The sequence below is a fragment of the Mesorhizobium sp. C395A genome (genome assembly GCF_030323205.1).
GTDB lineage: Bacteria > Pseudomonadota > Alphaproteobacteria > Rhizobiales > Rhizobiaceae > Mesorhizobium.
Window position 1 is genome coordinate 2746066 of record NZ_CP100473.1, and the last position, 18100, is coordinate 2764165.

17 protein-coding genes are annotated in these 18100 nt (G+C 63.6%); 10 read left to right on the plus strand and 7 right to left on the minus strand.

What is annotated here, in order from left to right; translation table 11 throughout:
* Nucleotides 1-69 precede the first annotated feature (69 nt).
* From NLY37_RS13535 to NLY37_RS13545, 3 genes are all read right to left on the minus strand, one after another.
* The gene (locus tag NLY37_RS13535) at nt 70-1194 is read right to left on the minus strand and encodes a sugar ABC transporter substrate-binding protein (RefSeq protein ID WP_023682221.1); all 1125 of its coding nucleotides are present in this window, start codon (nt 1192-1194) and stop codon (nt 70-72) included.
* 324 nt (nt 1195-1518) lie between these two features.
* Nucleotides 1519-2547, minus strand: a complete 1029-nt coding sequence (gntR, locus tag NLY37_RS13540) for an HTH-type transcriptional regulator GntR (RefSeq protein WP_023682222.1) — start codon at nt 2545-2547, stop codon at nt 1519-1521.
* A 155-nt stretch (nt 2548-2702) separates the two neighbouring features.
* Entirely contained in the window at nt 2703-3875 is a 1173-nt protein-coding gene (locus NLY37_RS13545) for an MFS transporter (protein ID WP_050587434.1), read from the minus strand.
* A gap of 231 nt (nt 3876-4106) precedes the next feature.
* Here NLY37_RS13545 and NLY37_RS13550 point away from each other — a divergent pair, with 231 nt between their 5' ends.
* The 4 genes from NLY37_RS13550 (at nt 4107) to mocR (ending at nt 7411) form a co-directional block, all read left to right on the plus strand.
* Nucleotides 4107-4394 carry a DUF3175 domain-containing protein gene (locus NLY37_RS13550; RefSeq protein ID WP_023673065.1) on the plus strand — a complete coding sequence of 96 codons (288 nt, stop codon included), beginning with the start codon at nt 4107-4109 and terminating at the stop codon, nt 4392-4394.
* 218 nt (nt 4395-4612) lie between these two features.
* Nucleotides 4613-5524: a myo-inosose-2 dehydratase gene (gene iolE / locus NLY37_RS13555; protein ID WP_023741741.1), complete on the plus strand. Its 912-nt coding sequence runs from the start codon at nt 4613-4615 to the stop codon at nt 5522-5524.
* Nucleotides 5525-5736: 212 nt separating this feature from the next.
* Entirely contained in the window at nt 5737-5943 is a 207-nt protein-coding gene (locus NLY37_RS13560; protein ID WP_023705614.1) for a LacI family DNA-binding transcriptional regulator, read from the plus strand.
* Between the two features lies 1 nt (nt 5944).
* Complete coding sequence (mocR, locus tag NLY37_RS13565; RefSeq protein ID WP_245261866.1) at nt 5945-7411, plus strand: rhizopine catabolism transcriptional regulator MocR; 1467 nt, start codon at nt 5945-5947, stop codon at nt 7409-7411.
* Nucleotides 7412-7432: 21 nt separating this feature from the next.
* On the opposite strand, the gene NLY37_RS13570 is transcribed toward mocR, so the two are convergent.
* Complete coding sequence (locus NLY37_RS13570) at nt 7433-8677, minus strand: DegT/DnrJ/EryC1/StrS family aminotransferase (RefSeq protein WP_023741743.1); 1245 nt, start codon at nt 8675-8677, stop codon at nt 7433-7435.
* 359 nt (nt 8678-9036) lie between these two features.
* Here NLY37_RS13570 and NLY37_RS13575 point away from each other — a divergent pair, with 359 nt between their 5' ends.
* From NLY37_RS13575 to NLY37_RS13595, 5 genes are all read left to right on the plus strand, one after another.
* A complete protein-coding gene (locus NLY37_RS13575) occupies nt 9037-9948 on the plus strand; it encodes a polysaccharide deacetylase family protein (RefSeq protein WP_023741744.1) in 912 nt (303 codons plus the stop codon).
* A gap of 62 nt (nt 9949-10010) precedes the next feature.
* Nucleotides 10011-10979 (plus strand): rhizopine catabolism ABC transporter substrate-binding protein, encoded by a 969-nt coding sequence (locus NLY37_RS13580; RefSeq protein WP_023687959.1) that lies wholly within the window; start codon nt 10011-10013, stop codon nt 10977-10979.
* Between the two features lie 157 nt (nt 10980-11136).
* Nucleotides 11137-12252: an ABC transporter permease gene (locus NLY37_RS13585; protein WP_031197030.1), complete on the plus strand. Its 1116-nt coding sequence runs from the start codon at nt 11137-11139 to the stop codon at nt 12250-12252.
* Nucleotides 12249-13085: an ATP-binding cassette domain-containing protein gene (locus NLY37_RS13590; protein WP_050588413.1), complete on the plus strand. Its 837-nt coding sequence runs from the start codon at nt 12249-12251 to the stop codon at nt 13083-13085. Before NLY37_RS13585 ends, NLY37_RS13590 begins: the two co-directional genes overlap by 4 nt.
* Nucleotides 13086-13117: 32 nt before the next feature.
* Nucleotides 13118-14224, plus strand: coding sequence for a Gfo/Idh/MocA family protein (locus NLY37_RS13595; protein WP_023741746.1), 1107 nt, complete (start codon nt 13118-13120; stop codon nt 14222-14224).
* 139 nt (nt 14225-14363) lie between these two features.
* Here the strand turns inward: NLY37_RS13595 and NLY37_RS13600 are convergent, their stop codons facing one another.
* The gene (locus NLY37_RS13600) at nt 14364-15140 is read right to left on the minus strand and encodes a FadR/GntR family transcriptional regulator (protein WP_023725423.1); all 777 of its coding nucleotides are present in this window, start codon (nt 15138-15140) and stop codon (nt 14364-14366) included.
* A gap of 118 nt (nt 15141-15258) precedes the next feature.
* Nucleotides 15259-16149, minus strand: a complete 891-nt coding sequence (locus NLY37_RS13605; protein ID WP_023741747.1) for an NAD-dependent epimerase/dehydratase family protein — start codon at nt 16147-16149, stop codon at nt 15259-15261.
* A 117-nt stretch (nt 16150-16266) separates the two neighbouring features.
* Between NLY37_RS13605 and NLY37_RS13610 the strand changes: the two genes are divergently transcribed.
* A complete protein-coding gene (locus NLY37_RS13610) occupies nt 16267-17205 on the plus strand; it encodes an NAD(P)-dependent oxidoreductase (RefSeq protein WP_023682235.1) in 939 nt (312 codons plus the stop codon).
* Between the two features lie 19 nt (nt 17206-17224).
* Here the strand turns inward: NLY37_RS13610 and NLY37_RS13615 are convergent, their stop codons facing one another.
* Nucleotides 17225-18007: a FadR/GntR family transcriptional regulator gene (locus NLY37_RS13615; protein WP_023690787.1), complete on the minus strand. Its 783-nt coding sequence runs from the start codon at nt 18005-18007 to the stop codon at nt 17225-17227.
* Between the last annotated feature and the right edge of the window lie 93 nt (nt 18008-18100).

Genomic DNA, 18100 nt, shown 5'->3' on the forward strand with positions numbered 1-18100 from the left:
CAAGGGATGTCGAGTGGCCGGCGCCGCGGAGATCCCGCGGCGCCGGATATGCCGCCTATTGGTCAGCCCCTATTGGTCAGCTTTGGTCTGGCCCATAATTTCCTGCGCGGTGAAATTGATGCCGCAGGTCGGGAAGGAATTGCCGACGAAGAAATTGTCGGACTGGTCGGGGAAGAAATCCTGACCGGCCTTGAAGTTCGGATCCTCGACGATCGCCAGTGGCAGTTTCACTGCTTGCGGAACGACGTTGCCTTCGAGCGCGGCAATCGCCGTCTTGATGGCGACCGCGACCTGCGCCGGACCGGTGCCGGCCGATGAGCATTTCAGCCCGTCGCCGGCATGTGCCGCGCAGAACTTGCGGAAACCGTTCTCGGTCTCCCCGCCGAACGGCACGAAAGCATGCTTGGCATCGATCATCGCCTGCACGATGCCGGTGTCGCCGCCTTGCCCGGTGATTCCGTCGAACGGACCGTTGGTGGCAATGGCGTCGGCCGTAGCCTTCTGTGCCACGCCGTCGTCCCATTTGCCGACCACCTCGGTGACGTCCCATTTCTTGCCGGAGGCATCGAGCGCTTCATGGATTCCGTTGTGACGGTCGGTGTCGACGGAAGTCCCGGCAACGCCGCGCACTTCGAGCACCTTGCCGCCATTCGGCACATGGCCGACCAGCCATTTGCCCCACAATTCGCCAAGGCCCTTCTGGTCGACATTGACGTTGATGGCGTCCTTGGTATCGAGAATATTGTCGAAGGCGACGAGGATGACGCCAGCTTCCTTGGCGCGCTTGATGACCGGCCCGAAAGCGGTCGGGTTCTGGGCGTTGACGACGATCGCGTCATAGCCGGAATCGATGAAGTTGTTGATCGCCGAAATCTGAGCCGGCACGTCCTCGCCGGTCGAGACGACCTTGAATTCCTTCAGTTTCGCGGCGACCTCCGGCTGGGCCGCATAGGCCTTGGCGGTCTGCACCATCTGGATGCGCCAGGTGTTGGCGATATAGCCATTGGCGAGCGCGATGCGGTATGGGCCGTCTTTCTTGGGGAACTTGAAGAACTGCGTATCGGCCGCCCAGGGCGCAAAGCAATCCGGCTCAGCCGACGGTCCCTTGACGACTTCCGGGTCGGCCATGGCCGACGAACTCAGCATGACGAATGCAGTGGCGGCAACGATGCCACCAACAAGTGACTTGATCATAGATATTCCTCCCAGTTGTAGTTTTATTTGCTGCTGCTTGTTTATTTGATGCGGTTTGTCGTGGTGTGTTTTCCACGCCTGCCGAAGGCCCTCCAGCCTGGCCGGCGCCACGTCTCAAGGGCCGAAGCCGGCCCGATCCCCTCCCCCTCGCCGCTTCACAGGCGAGAAACGAAACTAGCATATTATACATAATAAACAAGCATGAGCTGTTGCTTATGTATAATAAACAGGGGCGGCCTTTCATCAAAACGTCTGCCCGGGGAAAATGGTAGCGCTACCATGACGTTGTGTAAAGCACCATTTGCTGAGGCCGCCAAAGCCTGTTCAGCGTGCGGTGCTCTCGCGGGGCTTGAGTTCGAAACCGAGATCGACGACCCGCTGCTCAGGCCTTCGTCCTGCGATCGCCGCCAGCGCCATGGCGACAGACCGACGGCCGATTTCATAGCGAGGGGTGCGGATACTGGTGAGCGGCGGGAACGCCGCCTGCATCATTTCGAGGTCGTTGAAGCCGACAATGCCAATTGTTTTCGGCACGTTGAGCGCAGCGCTATGGCATTCGAACAAAACGCCGAGCGCGATGTCGTCATTGTTGCAGAAGACGCCGTCGAGCGCCGGCATCTTGGCCAGCGCATCGCGAAGCAGCTCGCGGCCGAGCGTCACGCTGGACAGTAGCGGCGTGGTGGTGACCAGCCGCGGGTCGAACAGGCCGGCCTTCTCCATTGCCGCGCGATAGCCGGCAAGCCGCCGCTGCGAGCGCGGGTCCATGCGTGCGCCGATGAAGCCGATCCGCCGGTAGCCCGCCTCGATCAGATGCTCGGTCGCGGTGCGGCCGCCGTCGAAATGCGAGAAGCCGACCAGCATGTCGACCGGATCGGGCCCGGTCTCCATCACCTGCACCACCGGGCAGCCCGCGCTCTCCAGCAGCTTTCGCGAGGTCGGCGTCTGGTCGATGCCGGCCACGATCAGCGCCGCCGGGCGCTGCGGTGCGAACACCTGCAGCAGGCGCTCCTCCTCGAGGCCGGAATAATGGGTGTTGCCGAGCTGGACGCGGAACGGGCCGTCCGACAGGCTGTCATAGATGCCGCGCACCACTTCTGCGAAGACGTTGTTGGTCAGCGACGGCACCAGCACGCCGAACACATCGGCGCGCGCCGAGGCCAGCGCCCGTGCATTGGGATCCGGGACATAACCGAGTTCGTCGACGGCGGCCTGGATCTGGCGCCGCAGATCTTGGCTGACGCGTTCCGGTTCGCGCAGCGCCCGCGACACGGTGATGGCGCCGACGCCGGCCTTGCGCGCAACATCTGATAGGGTCGGGCGGCCGCCGCCGCGACGCGAGCGCGGCTTGGTCATGGACATCCTCCACGTGCCGGGCCCCGGCCGCTGCGCCCTTGCGAAACCATGTTCAGCTTTTCCACTGCCACCATGCCGGCTGCTGCCGCACCCACTCGCCTGCTGGCGTCGCGCAGCCAATCGCCCTTGTCAAGCAACAGGGCAATCCTGCCTTCCTAAGCCATCAGGGCAGCACTGCGTTTTGCTTTCCACAGCAGCAGCCCGATGGCCACTATGTTCAGCAAGTTCCACGCGATCCCGTTGAGGAACGCGGCGGCGTAGGAGCCGGTCAGGTCGTAGATCCAGCCCGACATCCAGCCACCGATCGCCATGCCGAAGATGGTCGCCATCATGACGATGCCGATACGCTGGCCGGCCTCCCTGGCGGGCAGGTATTCGCGCACGATGATGGCATAGCAAGGCACGATGCCGCCTTGCGACAGGCCGAACACCAGCGACACGACATAGAGCGAGGCAAGCCCGTCGAACGGGATGTAAAACAAAAGCGACAGGCATTGCAGCACGGAACCGATAAGCAGGGTTTTCACGCCGCCGATGCGGTCGGCGACAAAGCCGGAGGCAAGCCGGCTGACGACGCCCGCCGCCATCATGATCGACAGCATGTCGGCGCCATGCGCAATGCCGTAGCCAAGATCCATGCAATAGGCGACGATGTGCACCTGCGGCATCGACATCGCCACGCAGCAGCCGAGACCGGCAACGATCAGCAGCACCTGTAACGCCGCCGGCGACAGCGAAATCGACTGCACTGGCCGGCTTCCGGGTGAACCGGCGGCAGCCGCCGCCGGAGCAGCGCGCCGCAACAACAGCACCAGTGGCACCATGGTGACCAGGCAGAAGACACCGATGCCGGCATAGGTGAAGCGCCAGCCTTCCGCCTTGATCAGTGTCGGCATGATGGTTGGCCAGAGCGCTCCGGCGAGATAGTTGCCAGCCGCCGCAGCTGTGACGGCGACGCCGCGCCGACGGTTGAACCAGTGCGAGATGTCGGCGATCAGCGGCCCGAAGATCACCGATGTGCCGACACCAATCAGCACGCCCTGGGCAAGGGTGAATTGCAGGATAGAGGTCGACAGCGCGGCGAGCAGCAGGCCGGCGGCGAGAGCCACCGAGGATAGCAGTGCCGGGATCCAATACCCCATGCGATCGACCGCGCGGCCAACCAGCACATTGCCGGCGGCGAAGCCGACCATGGTTGCGGTGTAGGGCATCGATGCCGCGGCGCGGTCAACGCCGAACTCGGCCTGCACGGCCGGCAGCACGACGACGACGGCCCACATGCCGACCGCACCGATCGTCGCCAGCAGCATGGAGATGGCAAGCCGCATCCAGGCGTAGCTGCTGTCGATGCCGGGGCTATCCGCCTGATTGGCGACGATCGGGGTCAAGGCGTTTCCTGTCTACGGTCCTGGGAAGTCGACCGTTGTGTCGCCACTATCGGCGCATTCACCGCGACGGGCAGCGCCACAGGGCCATGATCCGTGGCTCCAGCGGCCCGGCGACTTTCTCGGGAACCGGCGGCGGCCTGCCCGAGTTTTTGCGACAGGAAGGAGTTTGTCATGACCGCGAAAAAGAAATGGTCGGCCGAGGTGACCGAGCACAGCGATGCGATGGACCTCGAGGACCATATCTTCGAAGCCGACGACGCCAGGAAGATCGCGGCCTCGCTCAAGCGCTCGGCCGAGCACAGCGACCGCCGCAAGGCCGAGCCGTTTCAGTCGGCCATGTCGATGCTGAATTTCTACATCAACCGCGCCGGCAAGAACCTGCCGCAGGCGCGCCGGAAAGTGCTCGAGGACGCCAAGGACGAACTGCGCGCGGCCTTCGGAAGGCCGCAGCAGGATTAATGCATGTCGCTCAAAAGTGGCGCCGGTTTTGAGACAACGACATGCATAAAACGAAGACATAAAGCGCGTCGACTTAGTCCGTTCAAACGGGAAGCGCTTTTTTAGCGCTCCCGATTGGTTCTGCCAAATTCACCTCAACTGGACCTAGTGACAGGTCCTCTTTCCCCTCAGTTTGCCGGCCTCGGCTTTGTGGTTCCCCGAGCCTTTGAAGTAGCGGCATGACGGTCAAGATCGGCATCAATCCCATCACCTGGAGCAATGACGATGTTCCCGCACTCGGCGGCGATACGCCGCTCGCGACATGTCTGTCGGAAACCAGGCAGGCCGGCTATCGCGGCACCGAACTCGGCGGCAAATTCCCCAGGCGAAGCGACGAGCTTGGACCGATCCTGTCTTCTTACGGACTGGAGCTCGTCTCCGGCTGGTATGACGGCCGCATTCTGGACCGCACGGTCGACGAGGAATTCGCCGCCATCACCTCGCATCTGACCCTGCTGCGCGACCTCGGCGCCAAGGTCGTCGTCTATGCCGACACCTCGCGCGGCCGTCATGACGGCATTTTCGCGCCGATCTCACAGCGTCCGCGCCTCGCTGACGGCGAATGGACTGCCTATGGCGAGAAGCTGACCGAACTCGCCGACCGCATGGCTGCCTTCGGCGTCGGCATGGCTTTCCATCACCATATGGGCACCATCGTCGAGAGCGATGACGAGGTCGACAGGCTGATGGCCGCAACCGGCAAGAGCGTCGGCCTGCTGTTCGATACCGGCCATTGTCTGTTCTCAGGCGGCGGCCCGGCCTCGCTCCTGAACCGGCATCTCGACCGCATCGTGCATTTTCATTGCAAGGACGTCCGCGCGGCCGTGCTGGAGAAGGCACGGCGCGAGGACATGAGTTTCATGGCGGCAGTGATGGAAGGAATTTTCACTGTGCCCGGCGACGGCTCCGTCGATTTCCTGTCGCTGTTGAAGCCGCTGGCCAGCCATGGCTTCGAAGGCTGGATCGTCGTTGAGGCCGAGCAGGATCCGGCCAAGGCACATCCCTTGACCTATGCCACGAAAGGTTACGCTTCGCTTCTCAAAACGGCCTGCGCGGCCGGGTTCGACGTGGCAATACGAGACATGGCCTAACCACCGCCGGGGCTGGTGGTTGGGCCGGTTGGGCGCGCGCCTCGGTAGGGGTAGCGACGCGAAAGCGCCCGGCGATCCGCGCCGCCGCCCTCCCTTGGCGGCGCGGATCGCACAGTTCTTGGCATCGAAATTTTTGCCCCCGAGTTGCCGGCCCGGCGTTTCCAGCTTGAGGCTGGCGACGAGGCATGCCTTGATGCAGATGGAGGAGCGACATGGCATTCGAGGCGGCACTCGGCATGGAACGGCTTTGCACCATCCGTGAGATCGCCGAGAAGGCGGAACTCGGCGCGGCAACCGTTCACCGCGCGCTGAAGAACAGCCGTGAGGTCCGTCCCGCAACCAGACGGCTGGTGCTCGAGACCGTTTGCCTGCTTAACGAAGAGAAGATCGCCCGCGCCGCCAGGTTGGTCGGAGACTAGCTTGGCCGACCACATGCGCCTTTCCCTCGACATCATGTCGGTCGACCGCGGCTCGGACGAACCGATGCACCGACAGATCTATGGCGCCCTGCGGCGCTTCATCCTCGACGGCCAGATCCAGCAGAACACGCTGCTGCCATCGACCCGCTCGCTGGCCGAGGATCTCAAGGTCGGCCGAAACACGGTGATCGCCGCCTACGACCAGCTGCTCGCCGAAGGTTTTATCGAGGCGCGCGCCGGGTCCGGCACCTGGGTGGCGCCGATCCAGCAGAAACGCCCGCCGGCCGCGCTGCGTGCCGGCCTCGCCGCCCCGCAAAAACTCTCGCGGCGCGGTCAGACCATCGTCAACGGCCCGCAGCCGCCACGCAATGCCGGCGTCATCAACTTCCATCCCGGCGTGCCGGAAACCGCCTCCTTCCCCTTCACCATCTGGTCCAGCCTTCTGGTGCGCAATGCGCGCAGCCGCGACGAGAACTTGCTCGGCTATATCTCCTTTGCCGGCCATCCCGGTCTGCGCCAGGCCATTGCGTCGACCATCAGCCTGTCGCGCGGCATCAACTGCACCGCCGACCAGGTCATCATCGTCACCGGCGCGCAGGCGGCACTCGACCTCGCTTCGCGCGTGCTGATGGACGAAGGCGATCATGTCTGGATGGAGGAGCCCGGCTATCTCGGCGCCAAGAGCGCCTTTCTCGCCAGCGGCGCGCAGCTTGCGCCCTTGAAGGTCGATCGCCTTGGATGGCATCTCGCAGACCCAGAGCTGCCGCCGCCGCGCCTCATCTATGTGACGCCATCCTGCCAGTGGCCGTTCGGCACCATCATGCGCATCGAGGAACGACTGCAGCTGCTTGACATCGCGGAACGCCACGGCGCCTGGATCGTCGAGGACGATTATGACGGCGAATATCGTTATCGCGGCCGGCCGGTGCCGGCGCTGCGCGGCCTCGATCATGCCGACCGCGTCGTCTATATTGGTTCCTTCGGCAAGACGCTGATCCCGGCGCTGCGCATCGGCTATCTCATCGTACCCCGCGAACTGTCCGTGCCCTTCGACCGTGCCGTCTCGATCACCGGCCAGTTCGCGCCGCTGATCCTGCAGGCGACGGTCAACGACTTCATCACGCAAGGCTATTTCGCCACACATCTGAAACGCATGCGCCGCCTTTATGCGCGCCGGCAAGCCAATTTCGTCAAGCTGTGCCAGGAGCATCTGGCCGAATGGCTGACAGTGACCGAGAACGATTCCGGCATGCAACTGCTGGCCAGTTTTGTCCGACCCTACAAGGACAGTGACGTCGTCGCCGCTGCCGTCAAGGAGGGCCTCGACGTGCAGGGCATCTCGATCAACTACCATTCGAGCGAGCCGGAACACGGCCTGCTGCTCGGCTATGCCGCGATGGACGAACGCCAGATCCTGCGCGCGGTGCTGGCGTTGCGCGCTGCCTTCATGCGGCTGGACCGGCAATAGGCCGATCCAGCGCTGAGCGCTTCAATTCACACTATCGAATTTCTGCAGATCGACGGGCGCTGCCTTGCGCACCTCGACATCTTCCAGCGAGGCATTCTCCAGCGCCACACGGGCCGCCGCATCGATGTTATGGATCATGTCGGCGATGTCGGCGTCGCCATGCGCCGGATTCATCGCGATCATCACCGTGCGGTTGAGGATGTCGAGAGAACCCTTGCCGAGGTCGTCGGCATAGGTCAGCCGCAGGCCCTTGTTTTCCGGCAGCGTGTACGGATTGAGCGCCGGATGGTGCGCGCCCTCATGCATCAGCACCTGGTCCCACTGGGTGAAATTGTGGCGGCCGGTCTTGCCGGCAATGACGCTCGGAATGGTCTTCGAAAAAGTCTGCGCCGCCTGTTCGCTGGGCAGGAGATACATCACCTGCGCCGCGCAATCGTCGTCGGGGCTGTTCATCGGCGACGGCGTCAGGCCGAGATTGCCGAGATGGCGCGTGCCGGCCAGCACCTTCTTCTTCTCCGACCGCATCGCCTCGATGATGCCGTCCAGACGGTCGAGCTGGACATTGAGCATCGCGCCCATCAATTCCGAGGCCCGCGCGCCGATGCCGGCGAACGGCTTGATGCTGTCGCTGCGGCCCTGCCAGTAGAAATGGCAAGGGTCGATGGCGCAGCGCGCGCGCTCGGCCACTTTCGGGTCGCTGGTGGCGATGCCGCCGCCCTCGCCCGACGTGATGTTCTTGAAGTAGTTGAAGGAGTAGGCGCCGGCATGGCCGATGGAGCCGAGCTTCTTGCCCTCATAGCCGCCGCCAATGCCCTGGCAGACATCTTCCAGCACGAGCAGACCGCGTTTTTTAGCGATGTCCATGATGGCGTTCATGTTGCAGGCCGCACCCCACATATGTACCGGGATGACCGCCTTGGTGCGCGGGCCGATGGCGTCGCGCAGAGCGGCCGGGTCGATGGTCAGGCTCTCGTCGATATCGACAATGACCGGAATGGCGCCGACCGACAGCACTGCTGTGGCGGTCGCCATATAGGTGTGCGCCGGCACCAGCACCTCATCGCCCGGGCCGATGCCGAGGCCGATCAGGCCGGCGGCGAGCCCATAGGTGCCGCTGGCGGCCAGCGCAAAATGCTCGACGCCGAGATGCCTGGCATAGCGGGCCTCGAAGCGGTTGCACTCGCTGTTCTCGCCATAGCGAAACAGCGCACCCGAGCGGATCACCCTGGCAATGGCTTCGATCTCTTCTTCGCCGGCAGTGTACATGGCAAGTCTCCCACATCGCTGATGGTATGAAAGCAGTACGCCTGCGGCCGCTGTTTGAAAGAACCACTCCGCTGCGATCTGACCAAGCCATCCCGGTTGCTTGATGGCCGGGTTTGACGCCGAATGTGGGCATATCGAATGAAATCGACATTCCAGAATGCAGGCCCGCGGAAAATCGTACCCATCCGAATTCGTCGAAGTGGCCCTGTCGGAAAGCCGGCATAGGGCGTTCCATCGCGTCCAGTTGGGCAAACGGTCGGTTCCATGCAGCACGGGACACACTTTGGAAGACCCTCGAAACCGGCGTGCCGGCAAGATGGTGGCCGGCAAGATGGTGGCCGGCAAAACGGTGGCCGTCCATGACGCGACAGCTCGTCCTGCATGAAGACGATGTCGGCATGTGCCATGGCGCCAACAGCGCCTTCCTCGAACTGACCGCACACGGCGCCTGCAGCTCCGGCGCCGTGATGGTGCCGTGCCCATGGTTCCCTGAGATGGCCGAAGCGGCAGCCGCCGATCCCCGGCTCGATCTCGGCGTCCACCTGACGCTGAACAGCGAAAAGCAGCACTACAAATGGCGGCCGCTGACGTCGCCGTCGCGCGCGGCCGGCCTGACGGACGAGTTCGGCTATTTCTGGCCCGATGTCGCAACCACCCGCCGCAAGGCAGCACCGCAAGCGGTGGAAACCGAGCTTCGCGCGCAGATCGACACCGCCTACCGCGCCGGCATCGACGTCACTCATCTTGACGCCCATATGGGGGCAGCGCTGTCGCCCGAGTTTTGCGACGTCTACATCAAGCTCGGCCTGGAATATCGGCTGCCGGTGCTGTTGACCAAAACGCTGTCGGCCTATTCGCCCAACGACAATCTGGTCGGCGTCACTGAAGCGGCGTTCCAGCGCGGCGTCACTGAAGCCCGGGCCAAGGGCTTTGTCATCTTCGACGCCGCGATTCAGACGACCTGGGGCCGTCCACGCTCCAAGCCGATAGAGCCCGCCTACAGGGCATTGGTCGAAGGGGTGCGCGAAGGCCTGACCTTCTTTTGCCTGCACTTCAACGCGCCGGGCGAGTTGGAACTCATCGAGCCGCGCTCCGCCTATATCCGCACCGAGGAATACGAACTCTTCCGCGACCAGGCTTTCCGCGACTGGCTCGGCGCGCAGGACATCGACATCATCGGCATGAAGCCGCTGCGCGAGGAGCTTCGTGCACGGCTCGGGGCATCGACACCGGCAAAGGCCCGCAAAGCGGCCACCCGGTCAGCGCCGTAAGCCGATCCGTCGGCCGAGGCGCAAAGAGGGAATTGGAACTGCAACGACAATGGGAGAATGACATGAAGACTGTTCTGAAACTGGCGCTCGGCGCGCTTGTCTCGATGAGTATGCTGGCGGGCGTCGTGCAAGCGGCCGGCCTGAAGGATCCCAAGGATGTCCGCATCACCTTCGTGGTGCATGGCTCGGCCTCCGATCCCTACTGGTCGGTGGTCAAGCGCGGCGTCGACGATGCGGCGGCGCTCACCGGCGCCAAGGTCGAATATTATGCGCCGCAAGTGTTCGACGTGGTCGAGCAGGCCCGCCTGCTCGACGCGGCCATCGCCACCAATCCCGACGGCATCGCCGTCTCCATTGCCGACGCCAATGCGCTCGGCAAATCGGTCAAGGCCGGACTTGCCGCCAACATTCCGATGGTCGTGCTGGATTCCGGCGAGAAGGAAGGCGCCGAACTCGGCACCTCTCTCTATGTCGGCACCGTCTCCGAATATGATTCCGGCAAGAAGGCCGGCGAGCGGCTGGCCAAGGAAGGCACGCTCAAAGTCGTCTGCATCAACCACGAGGTCGGCAATGTCAGCCTCGACCAGCGCTGCCAGGGGTTGAATGACGGGCTGAAGCCGTCAGGCGGCGGCACCGAGGTGCTTACCGTGTCGCCCGATCCGGCCGACATCCAGCGCCGCACCGAGGCCTATCTGTCGGCGCATCCCGACACCCAGGCGGTGTTTGCGCTCGGCGCCACCGCCGCCAATCCGCTGATCCCGTTCTTCCGGCAGAAGGAATTGTTCGGCAAGATCAAGCTCTACACCTTCGACATCAGCCCCGAAGTCCTGGATTCCGTCGTCGCCGGCGAAATGGGCTTCGGCATGGACGCACAGCAATATCTGATGGGATACCTGCCGGTGATCTATCTGGTCGAGCATGCCACACATGGCTTCTGGCCGCAGAACAACGCCTACACCGGCCCGCTGTTCATCGACTCGCCCGACAAGGCCAAGGCGATCCTAGCGCTCGCCAAGGACGGCATCCGCTAAGGCAAGACCAAAACGGATCGGGGAGCCGCCATGCGCTCCCCGTCTCTGGTCGAGATTGCGAAGTGAGCGATTGGGGAGCCTAATGGCTGTTGTGGAAGACAAGGCGATACCTCCAGAAGCGCCGGCGCCCGGGGTACTGGGCAAGGACCGTTTCGGCATGATGTCGAAACGGGCGGCCGGTGCTGACGAACGGCTGGCCAGCACCGGCCGGCTGACTCAATGGCTTCGCCGGCCCGAAGCCGGTGCCGCCGGCGGCCTCATCGCCACCATTATCATCTTCGCCCTGCTGCCGGGTGCATCGAACCTCTATTCGCTGCAGGGGTCGATGACCTTCCTGACGCTGGCAGCCGAACTCGGCATCATCGCCACGGCCGCAGCCCTTCTCATCATCGCCGGCGAGTTCGATCTCTCCGTCGGCTCGATGGTCGGCTTCGCCGGCGTCGTCATCGGACTGACGGTGAAATATTGGGGCCTGCCGCTGTGGGGCGGCATCGCCTGCGCCTTCGCTGTCGCCATCCTCACCGGCTACGTCAACGGCCTGATCGTGGTGAAGACCCGCCTGCCCTCCTTCATCGTGACGCTGGCGTCGCTCTACATCCTGCGCGGCCTGTCGATCGGCATTACCCGCGCCGTCACCGGCCGCACGCAGATCCCCTACATCCTCGACGGCGCACCGGACCCGGCAACCGCGGGCCTGTTCAACGGCCATCTCCTGACCGGCTTCTTCCAATGGATGGGCACGCAAGGCTGGATCGCCACCCGCACCGACGGCATTCCCTTCGTCGTCGGCATTCCGATGTCGATCGTCTGGTGGCTGGGGCTTACCGCGCTTGCCGGCTATGTCCTTACCCAGACCAAATACGGCAACTGGATTTTTGCTACCGGCGGCGACCTCAATGCCGCCCGCAATGTCGGCGTTCCGGTCGACCGGGTTAAGATCGCGCTGTTCATCTACACCGCCTGTGCCGCGACCTTGCTTGCCACCATCCAGGTGATGGAGGCCGGCTCCGCCGACACCACGCGCGGCCTGCTCAAGGAATTCGAGGCGATCATCGCCGCGGTCATCGGCGGCGTGCTGCTCACCGGCGGCTACGGCACCGTCTATGGCGTGCTGTTCGGCGCGCTGATCTTCGGCCTGGTGCAGATGGGCATCTTCTACACCGGCATCGACACCGACTGGTTCAAGGTCTTCCTCGGCATCGTCATTTTGATGGCCGTGCTGGTCAACAACTACATCCGCCTCAAGGCGCTCGGACGCGGAGGCGGCAAATGACCTACCCAAACCCGTCCCCCGCCATCCAGCCAGCCATGGAATTGCGAGGTGTGTCGGTCAATTTCGGCTCGGTGCGCGCGCTGCAGGATATCGACATCAAGGTCTATCCCGGCGAGGTGCACTGCCTGCTGGGCGACAACGGCGCCGGCAAATCGACGCTGATCAAGGTTCTGTCGGGCGTGCACCGGCCGACCAAGGGCGAGATTTTCGTCGACGGCAAGCCCGTCACCTTCCGCAGCCCGCGCGACGCGCAGGACCTCGGCGTCGCGACGGTCTTCCAGGACCTCGGCATGATCTCGCTGATGTCGATCACGCGCAACTTCTTCCTCGGCCGCGAGCCGACCAGAAGCCGCCTGCCCTTCTCGCGCTTCGACAAGGAGCGCGCCAACACAATTGCCCGCCAGGCGATGGCCGATATCGGCATCGACGTGCGCGACCCGACGCAGGCCGTCGGCACGCTGTCGGGCGGCGAGCGCCAATCGGTGGCAATCGCGCGCGCAGTCCACTTCGGCGCAAAGGTGCTGATCCTTGACGAGCCGACCTCGGCGCTCGGCGTGCATCAGGCGGCCATGGTGCTGAAATTCATCATCGAGGCGCGCATGCGCGGGCTGGCGGTGATCTTCATCAGCCACAACATCCACCACGCCTACCCTGTCGGTGACACTTTCACGCTGCTCAACCGCGGCCGCAATCGCGGCACATACGCAAAGTCCGAGATCTCGCGCGACGAGGTGATTTCCATCATGTCGGGCGGCGAGGATCTGAAGGCGGTGGAAGCTGAGATTGCCGGGCTGTTGGCGCAGATCGGCAATCGGCCGGCCGGCGCACCCTGAGCCTGGAACACTTTGCAGAGAGTTTTAGCAGCATGAGCAGGATACGGGTTGGCGTTATCGGCGCCGGCATGATCTCGCAGGTCGAGCATATTCCGAATCTGTTGCGGCTCGGCGACCTGTTCGAACTGGTCGGCGTCGCCGACCCGTCAAGGATTTCGCGGGAATATGTCAGCGAAGTTCACGGCATCGCCAATTTCGAAACGCCGGAGCAACTGTTCGACCATAAGCTCGACGCCGTCGTGATCGGCTCGCCCGACCCGCTGCATCACGAGCAGGTGCTGGCCGCACTGGGGCGCGGCCTGCATGTCTTCTGCGAAAAGCCGCTCTGCTATTCGCCGGCGGAAATCGCCGAGATCATCGCCGCGCGCGACAAGGCCGGCAAGGTCATGCAGGTCGGCTATATGAAGCGCTTCGATCCGAGCTACCGGCTGGCGCTGGCCTCGCTGCCCGGCACGGCAAAGACGCTGCGGTCCGTCTCGGTCGAGGTCAATGATCCCGATGCCTGGCCGTTCATCGCGCACCAGCGCTACAAGCGCGGCAACGACATTCCCGAGGAGCTGATTGCCGCCGCGCAAGCCAGGCAGAAACAACAGGTCGAGCGCGCGTTGGGCCAGCCCATGACCGATCTGGCTTTCCGTGGATTTACCGCCGCTTACAGCTCCGCCTTGATTCACGATGTGAATGCCGTGCATGGCCTGCTCGACGCACTCGGCGTGCCGGAGGGCGAGGTTGTCGGCGCGCAGATCTTCGCCAATGGCGATGGCGGCCAGGGCGCAGTAAAACTGCTCGACGGCCAGGCGCTGTGGACGATGACGCATCTCACCGTGCCGAAGCTCGCCGACTACAAGGAACGCATCACGCTGTTCTTCGACGCTGCCAGCCTCGAGCTCGAATTCCCCTCGCCCTGGCTCAACCATCACCCGACCCGGCTGACTGTGAAGACCTCGGACGGCCACACACTGTCGACGAAGGATCTGCGCGCCGGCTACGGCGAAGCCTTCGTCGAGGAACTGCGCGGCTTCTGGGGTGCGATCGTCAATGGCGACGAGGTGGTCAACCGCCCCGAGCACGCCGCGCGCGACCAGGCGCTGCTGATCGCGCTGACCAGGCAGCATTTGGCCACTTCGCAGGCCGGCTGAGCGCTCGCAGGATGTGTTGAGATTCAGGTCAGGCCGCGCCGAAAACATTGGGTTCGAGAACCGGAGCGGAGCGTACTTAAGTACGTGAAGCGCGAAAGCCGGCGTTTGCAGGCCGGCCTCACCTGAATATCAGCATATCCTACCGGGTGTTGATGACGCCGTCGGTATTGGCGAGCAGCTTGCGCACCGCGTTGCGGGCCGCCTCCGGCCGCTGCAGGCGGATGGCCTTCTCGATCGCCTCGTGCAGTTGCTGTGCATGCTGCAGATCGTCGAGTTCGCGCGTCGTATAGGTGAACAGATGATCGAAGGCGGATTCGATCAGCACGCCGAGCGGCACCAGCAGATCGTTGCCGGAGGCGCGCAGGATGGCCAGATGGAAACGCGTATCGGCGCGCGTGCGCTCCTGCAGGCTCGGCGCCTCGCCCATCTCGCGGCAGGCCTGGCTGATCTCGGCCATCTGCTCCTCGGTGCGGCGCATGGCGGCGAAGGCAGTCGCTTCCGGCTCGATGATATGGCGGAATTCCTGCACCGTCTTCAGGAACACCTCACGGTCGGGCGCGGTCGCGTACCAGGCGAGCACATCGCGATCGAGCAGGTTCCAGCGCTCCCTGGGCTCCACCCAGCTGCCGATCTTGGGGCGCGATGCCAGAAGGCTTTTGGCCATCAGCATCTTGATCGCCTCACGCACCGCCGAGCGGCTGACGTTGAAGGTTTCGGACCATTTGGCTTCATTGGGCAGGATGGTGCCCGGCGGATAGTCGCCGCGCACGATCCGAAGCCCGATTTCGCTGGCCAGTGAGGCATGCACGCTGGTGCCGGGCATCCGGGTCGCGTCAGCCCGGCGAAGGGCCGCTGGGCGCTCGGCGGATGCCCCCTTTTCAGGCTTCGTTCCCTTATTCGGCTTTCCGTCCCTCATGCGTCCACAAAGTCCGGATTTCGAAAGCTGTCAAGCAGAGTGCCGGGCGCAGACGGCAAAGCCTGCGGCTGTGCACAGATCAGGTTACAACCTTGCCCCAAAGCCCAATTTGCCAGCCCTATTTGACGTATTTGCGCCAGCTGTGCTCGGGACGGAAGCCGAGCATGTCCCTGGCCTTGCGGTTCGAGAGCAGCGTTTCATATTCGCCGAGATCCGCCTTGACCGGCACGTCGGGGTAAAACCGCTTCAAAAGTTCGGCCGTCGGCAGGTCGGACGAGGTGTCGTCATTGGCGGCGTTGAACACCTGGAAGCCGAGCCCGTCCGTTTCAACGGCGCGCAGCGTGATCTGGCCGAGATCGCGCGCGTCGACATAGCTCCAGGCGATGCGCTTGCGAAAGCCCGGATCGGCAAACCACTTCGGAAACAGCGAATATTCGTGCGGTTCGATGACGTTGCCGATGCGCAAGGCATAGATATCGGTGCCGTTGCGCTGCGCAAAGGCGCGCGCCGTGTGCTCGTTGACGACCTTGGACAGAGCATAGCTGTCCATCGGATCGACGTCGTATTCTTCGTCGAGTGGGAAATATTTGGGATCGCGCGGCTCGTTGGCGAACACCACGCCGTAGGTGGTCTCGCTGGACGCGATCACCACCTTCGGGATGCCGAGCTTCACCGCCGCCTCGATGACGTTGTAGGTGCCCATCGCATTGATGCGGAACGCCTCATTGTCGGTCGTGATCATGATGCGCGGTATGGCGGCGAAATGCACCACGGCATCGACCGGCTGCGGGCGCAGCGACGGGTCGAATTCGTGCAGACCCATATAGCTCGACAGCGCGTTGAACACCTGGCCGCTGTCGGTGATGTCGGTGATCAGCGTGCGTACCTTGGGATTGTCGAGCGGCTTGGTGTCGATGTTGAGCACCTGGCAGCCCTGTTCGATCAGATATTGCACGACATGGCGACCGGCCTTGCCGCTGCCGCCGGTGAACATGATCCGCTTCGTCATTTTCGTCTCCAATGCCTAGGATTTCTGTGTATTGTCAGACAATATGGCATTCTGCAACCACCCTCGCCCGCAAGACGGCGGCGCCCAATATCAATCATCGCAACAGGACTTCAAGACATGACCACGACCGCCGCGAGCGAAAAGATCGGCTTTATCGGCCTTGGCCTGATGGGGCACGGCATTGCCAAGAACATCGTCGACAAGGGCTATGGCCTGACCTTCCTCGGCCGCAAGAACCGCAAGCCGGCGGAAGACTTGGCTGGCCGCGGTGCGAAGGAAGTGGCCACCTCGCGTGAGGTGGCAGCGGCATCCGATATCGTCTTCATCTGCGTCACCGGCTCGCGCGAGGTCGAAGCCATCATCCGTGGCCCCGGCGGCCTCAAGGAGGGCCTGAAAAGAGGCTCGGTTGTCGTCGATTGCTCGACCGCCGATCCGGTCTCGACCGTGGCGCTGGCGGCGGAACTGAAGGAGATCGGCGTCGACTTCGTCGATGCACCGCTCAGCCGCACGCCGAAGGAAGCCTGGGAAGGCACGCTCGACGCCATGGTCGGCGCGCCCGACGCGCTGTTTGCCCGTGTGAAGCCGGTCATCGAAACCTGGGCCGGCCGCATCGTCCATATTGGCGATACAGGTGACGGCCACCGCATGAAGCTGCTCAACAACTTCATCTCGCTGGGCTATGCCGCGATCTATTCCGAGGCGCTGGCGCTGGCCGAAAAGGTCGGCATCTCGCCACCGCGTTTCGACAGCGTCATCCGCAACGGCCGCATGGATTGCGGCTTCTACCAGACCTTCATGCGCTGGACGCTGGAGGGCGACCGCGACGCACATAAATTCACCATCGCCAACGCCTTCAAGGACCTGACCTATCTGGAATCGATGGCGGGCGCGGCCGGCATCGCCAACCCGCTCGGCAACGCCACCAAGAACTCCTTCGCCGGTGCCCATGCCACTGGCCCGGCCGAGCAATTCGTGCCGATGCTGGCGACATATATCGGCAAGGTCAACGGCGTCGACCTGATGCCCAGCAAGGACGGCAAGAAGCAGACGATTTGAAGGCGGCGAAAAGCCTGTGTCAGCGCCTCGACCGGCCGATAACATCGTCGGTGTTGGCGAGCAGTTTGTGCACCGCATTGCGCGCGGCCGCAGGACGCTGCAGGCGGATGTTCTTCTCGATCGCCTCATGCAGCGCCTGCGCCCGCCGCTGATCGCTGGTCTCGCGTGTGACGAAGACAAAGAGATGATCGAGCGCCGACTCGATCAGAACGCCAAGCGGCACCAGCAGATCGTTGCCCGAGGCGCGCAATATGGCGAGGTGAAAACGCGTATCGGCGCGGATACGCTCCTGCAGGTTCAAAGCCTCGCCCATCTCACGACAGGCCTGGCTGATCTCGTCCATCTGCTCGTCGCTGCGCCGCGTGGCGGCAAAGGCCGACGCTTCCGGCTCAATGATGTGACGGAACTCCTGCACCGTGCGCAGGAAGGCCTCCCGGTCCGGCCCGGTCGCGTACCAGGCCAGCACATCGCGGTCGAGCAGGTTCCAGCGTTCCCTGGGCTCGACCCAGCTGCCGATCTTGGGCCGTGAAGCCAGCAGGCTTTTGGCCATCAGCATCTTGATGGCTTCGCGCACCGCCGAACGACTGACATCGAAGGTCTCGGCCCATTTGGCCTCGTTGGGCAGAATCGTGCCGGGCGGATAATCGCCGCGCACGATTCTGAGGCCGATCTCGCCGGCCAGCGAGACATGGACGCTCGCTCCCGGAAAATGCGCGGCACCGGCCCTGCGCATGACAGCCGGGCCGCGGCTGGCTTGTGCCTTGGCCCGCTCGGTTCGCTTCTTTGATTTCTCGTCCGGCATTCACGTTCCAATGCGTCGGCCGTCTGCGTCCGGACTGGTCCGAACCTGCACGGCGCGCCGATCTCGTTGCCGAAAATCCAAACTACAGGCGCG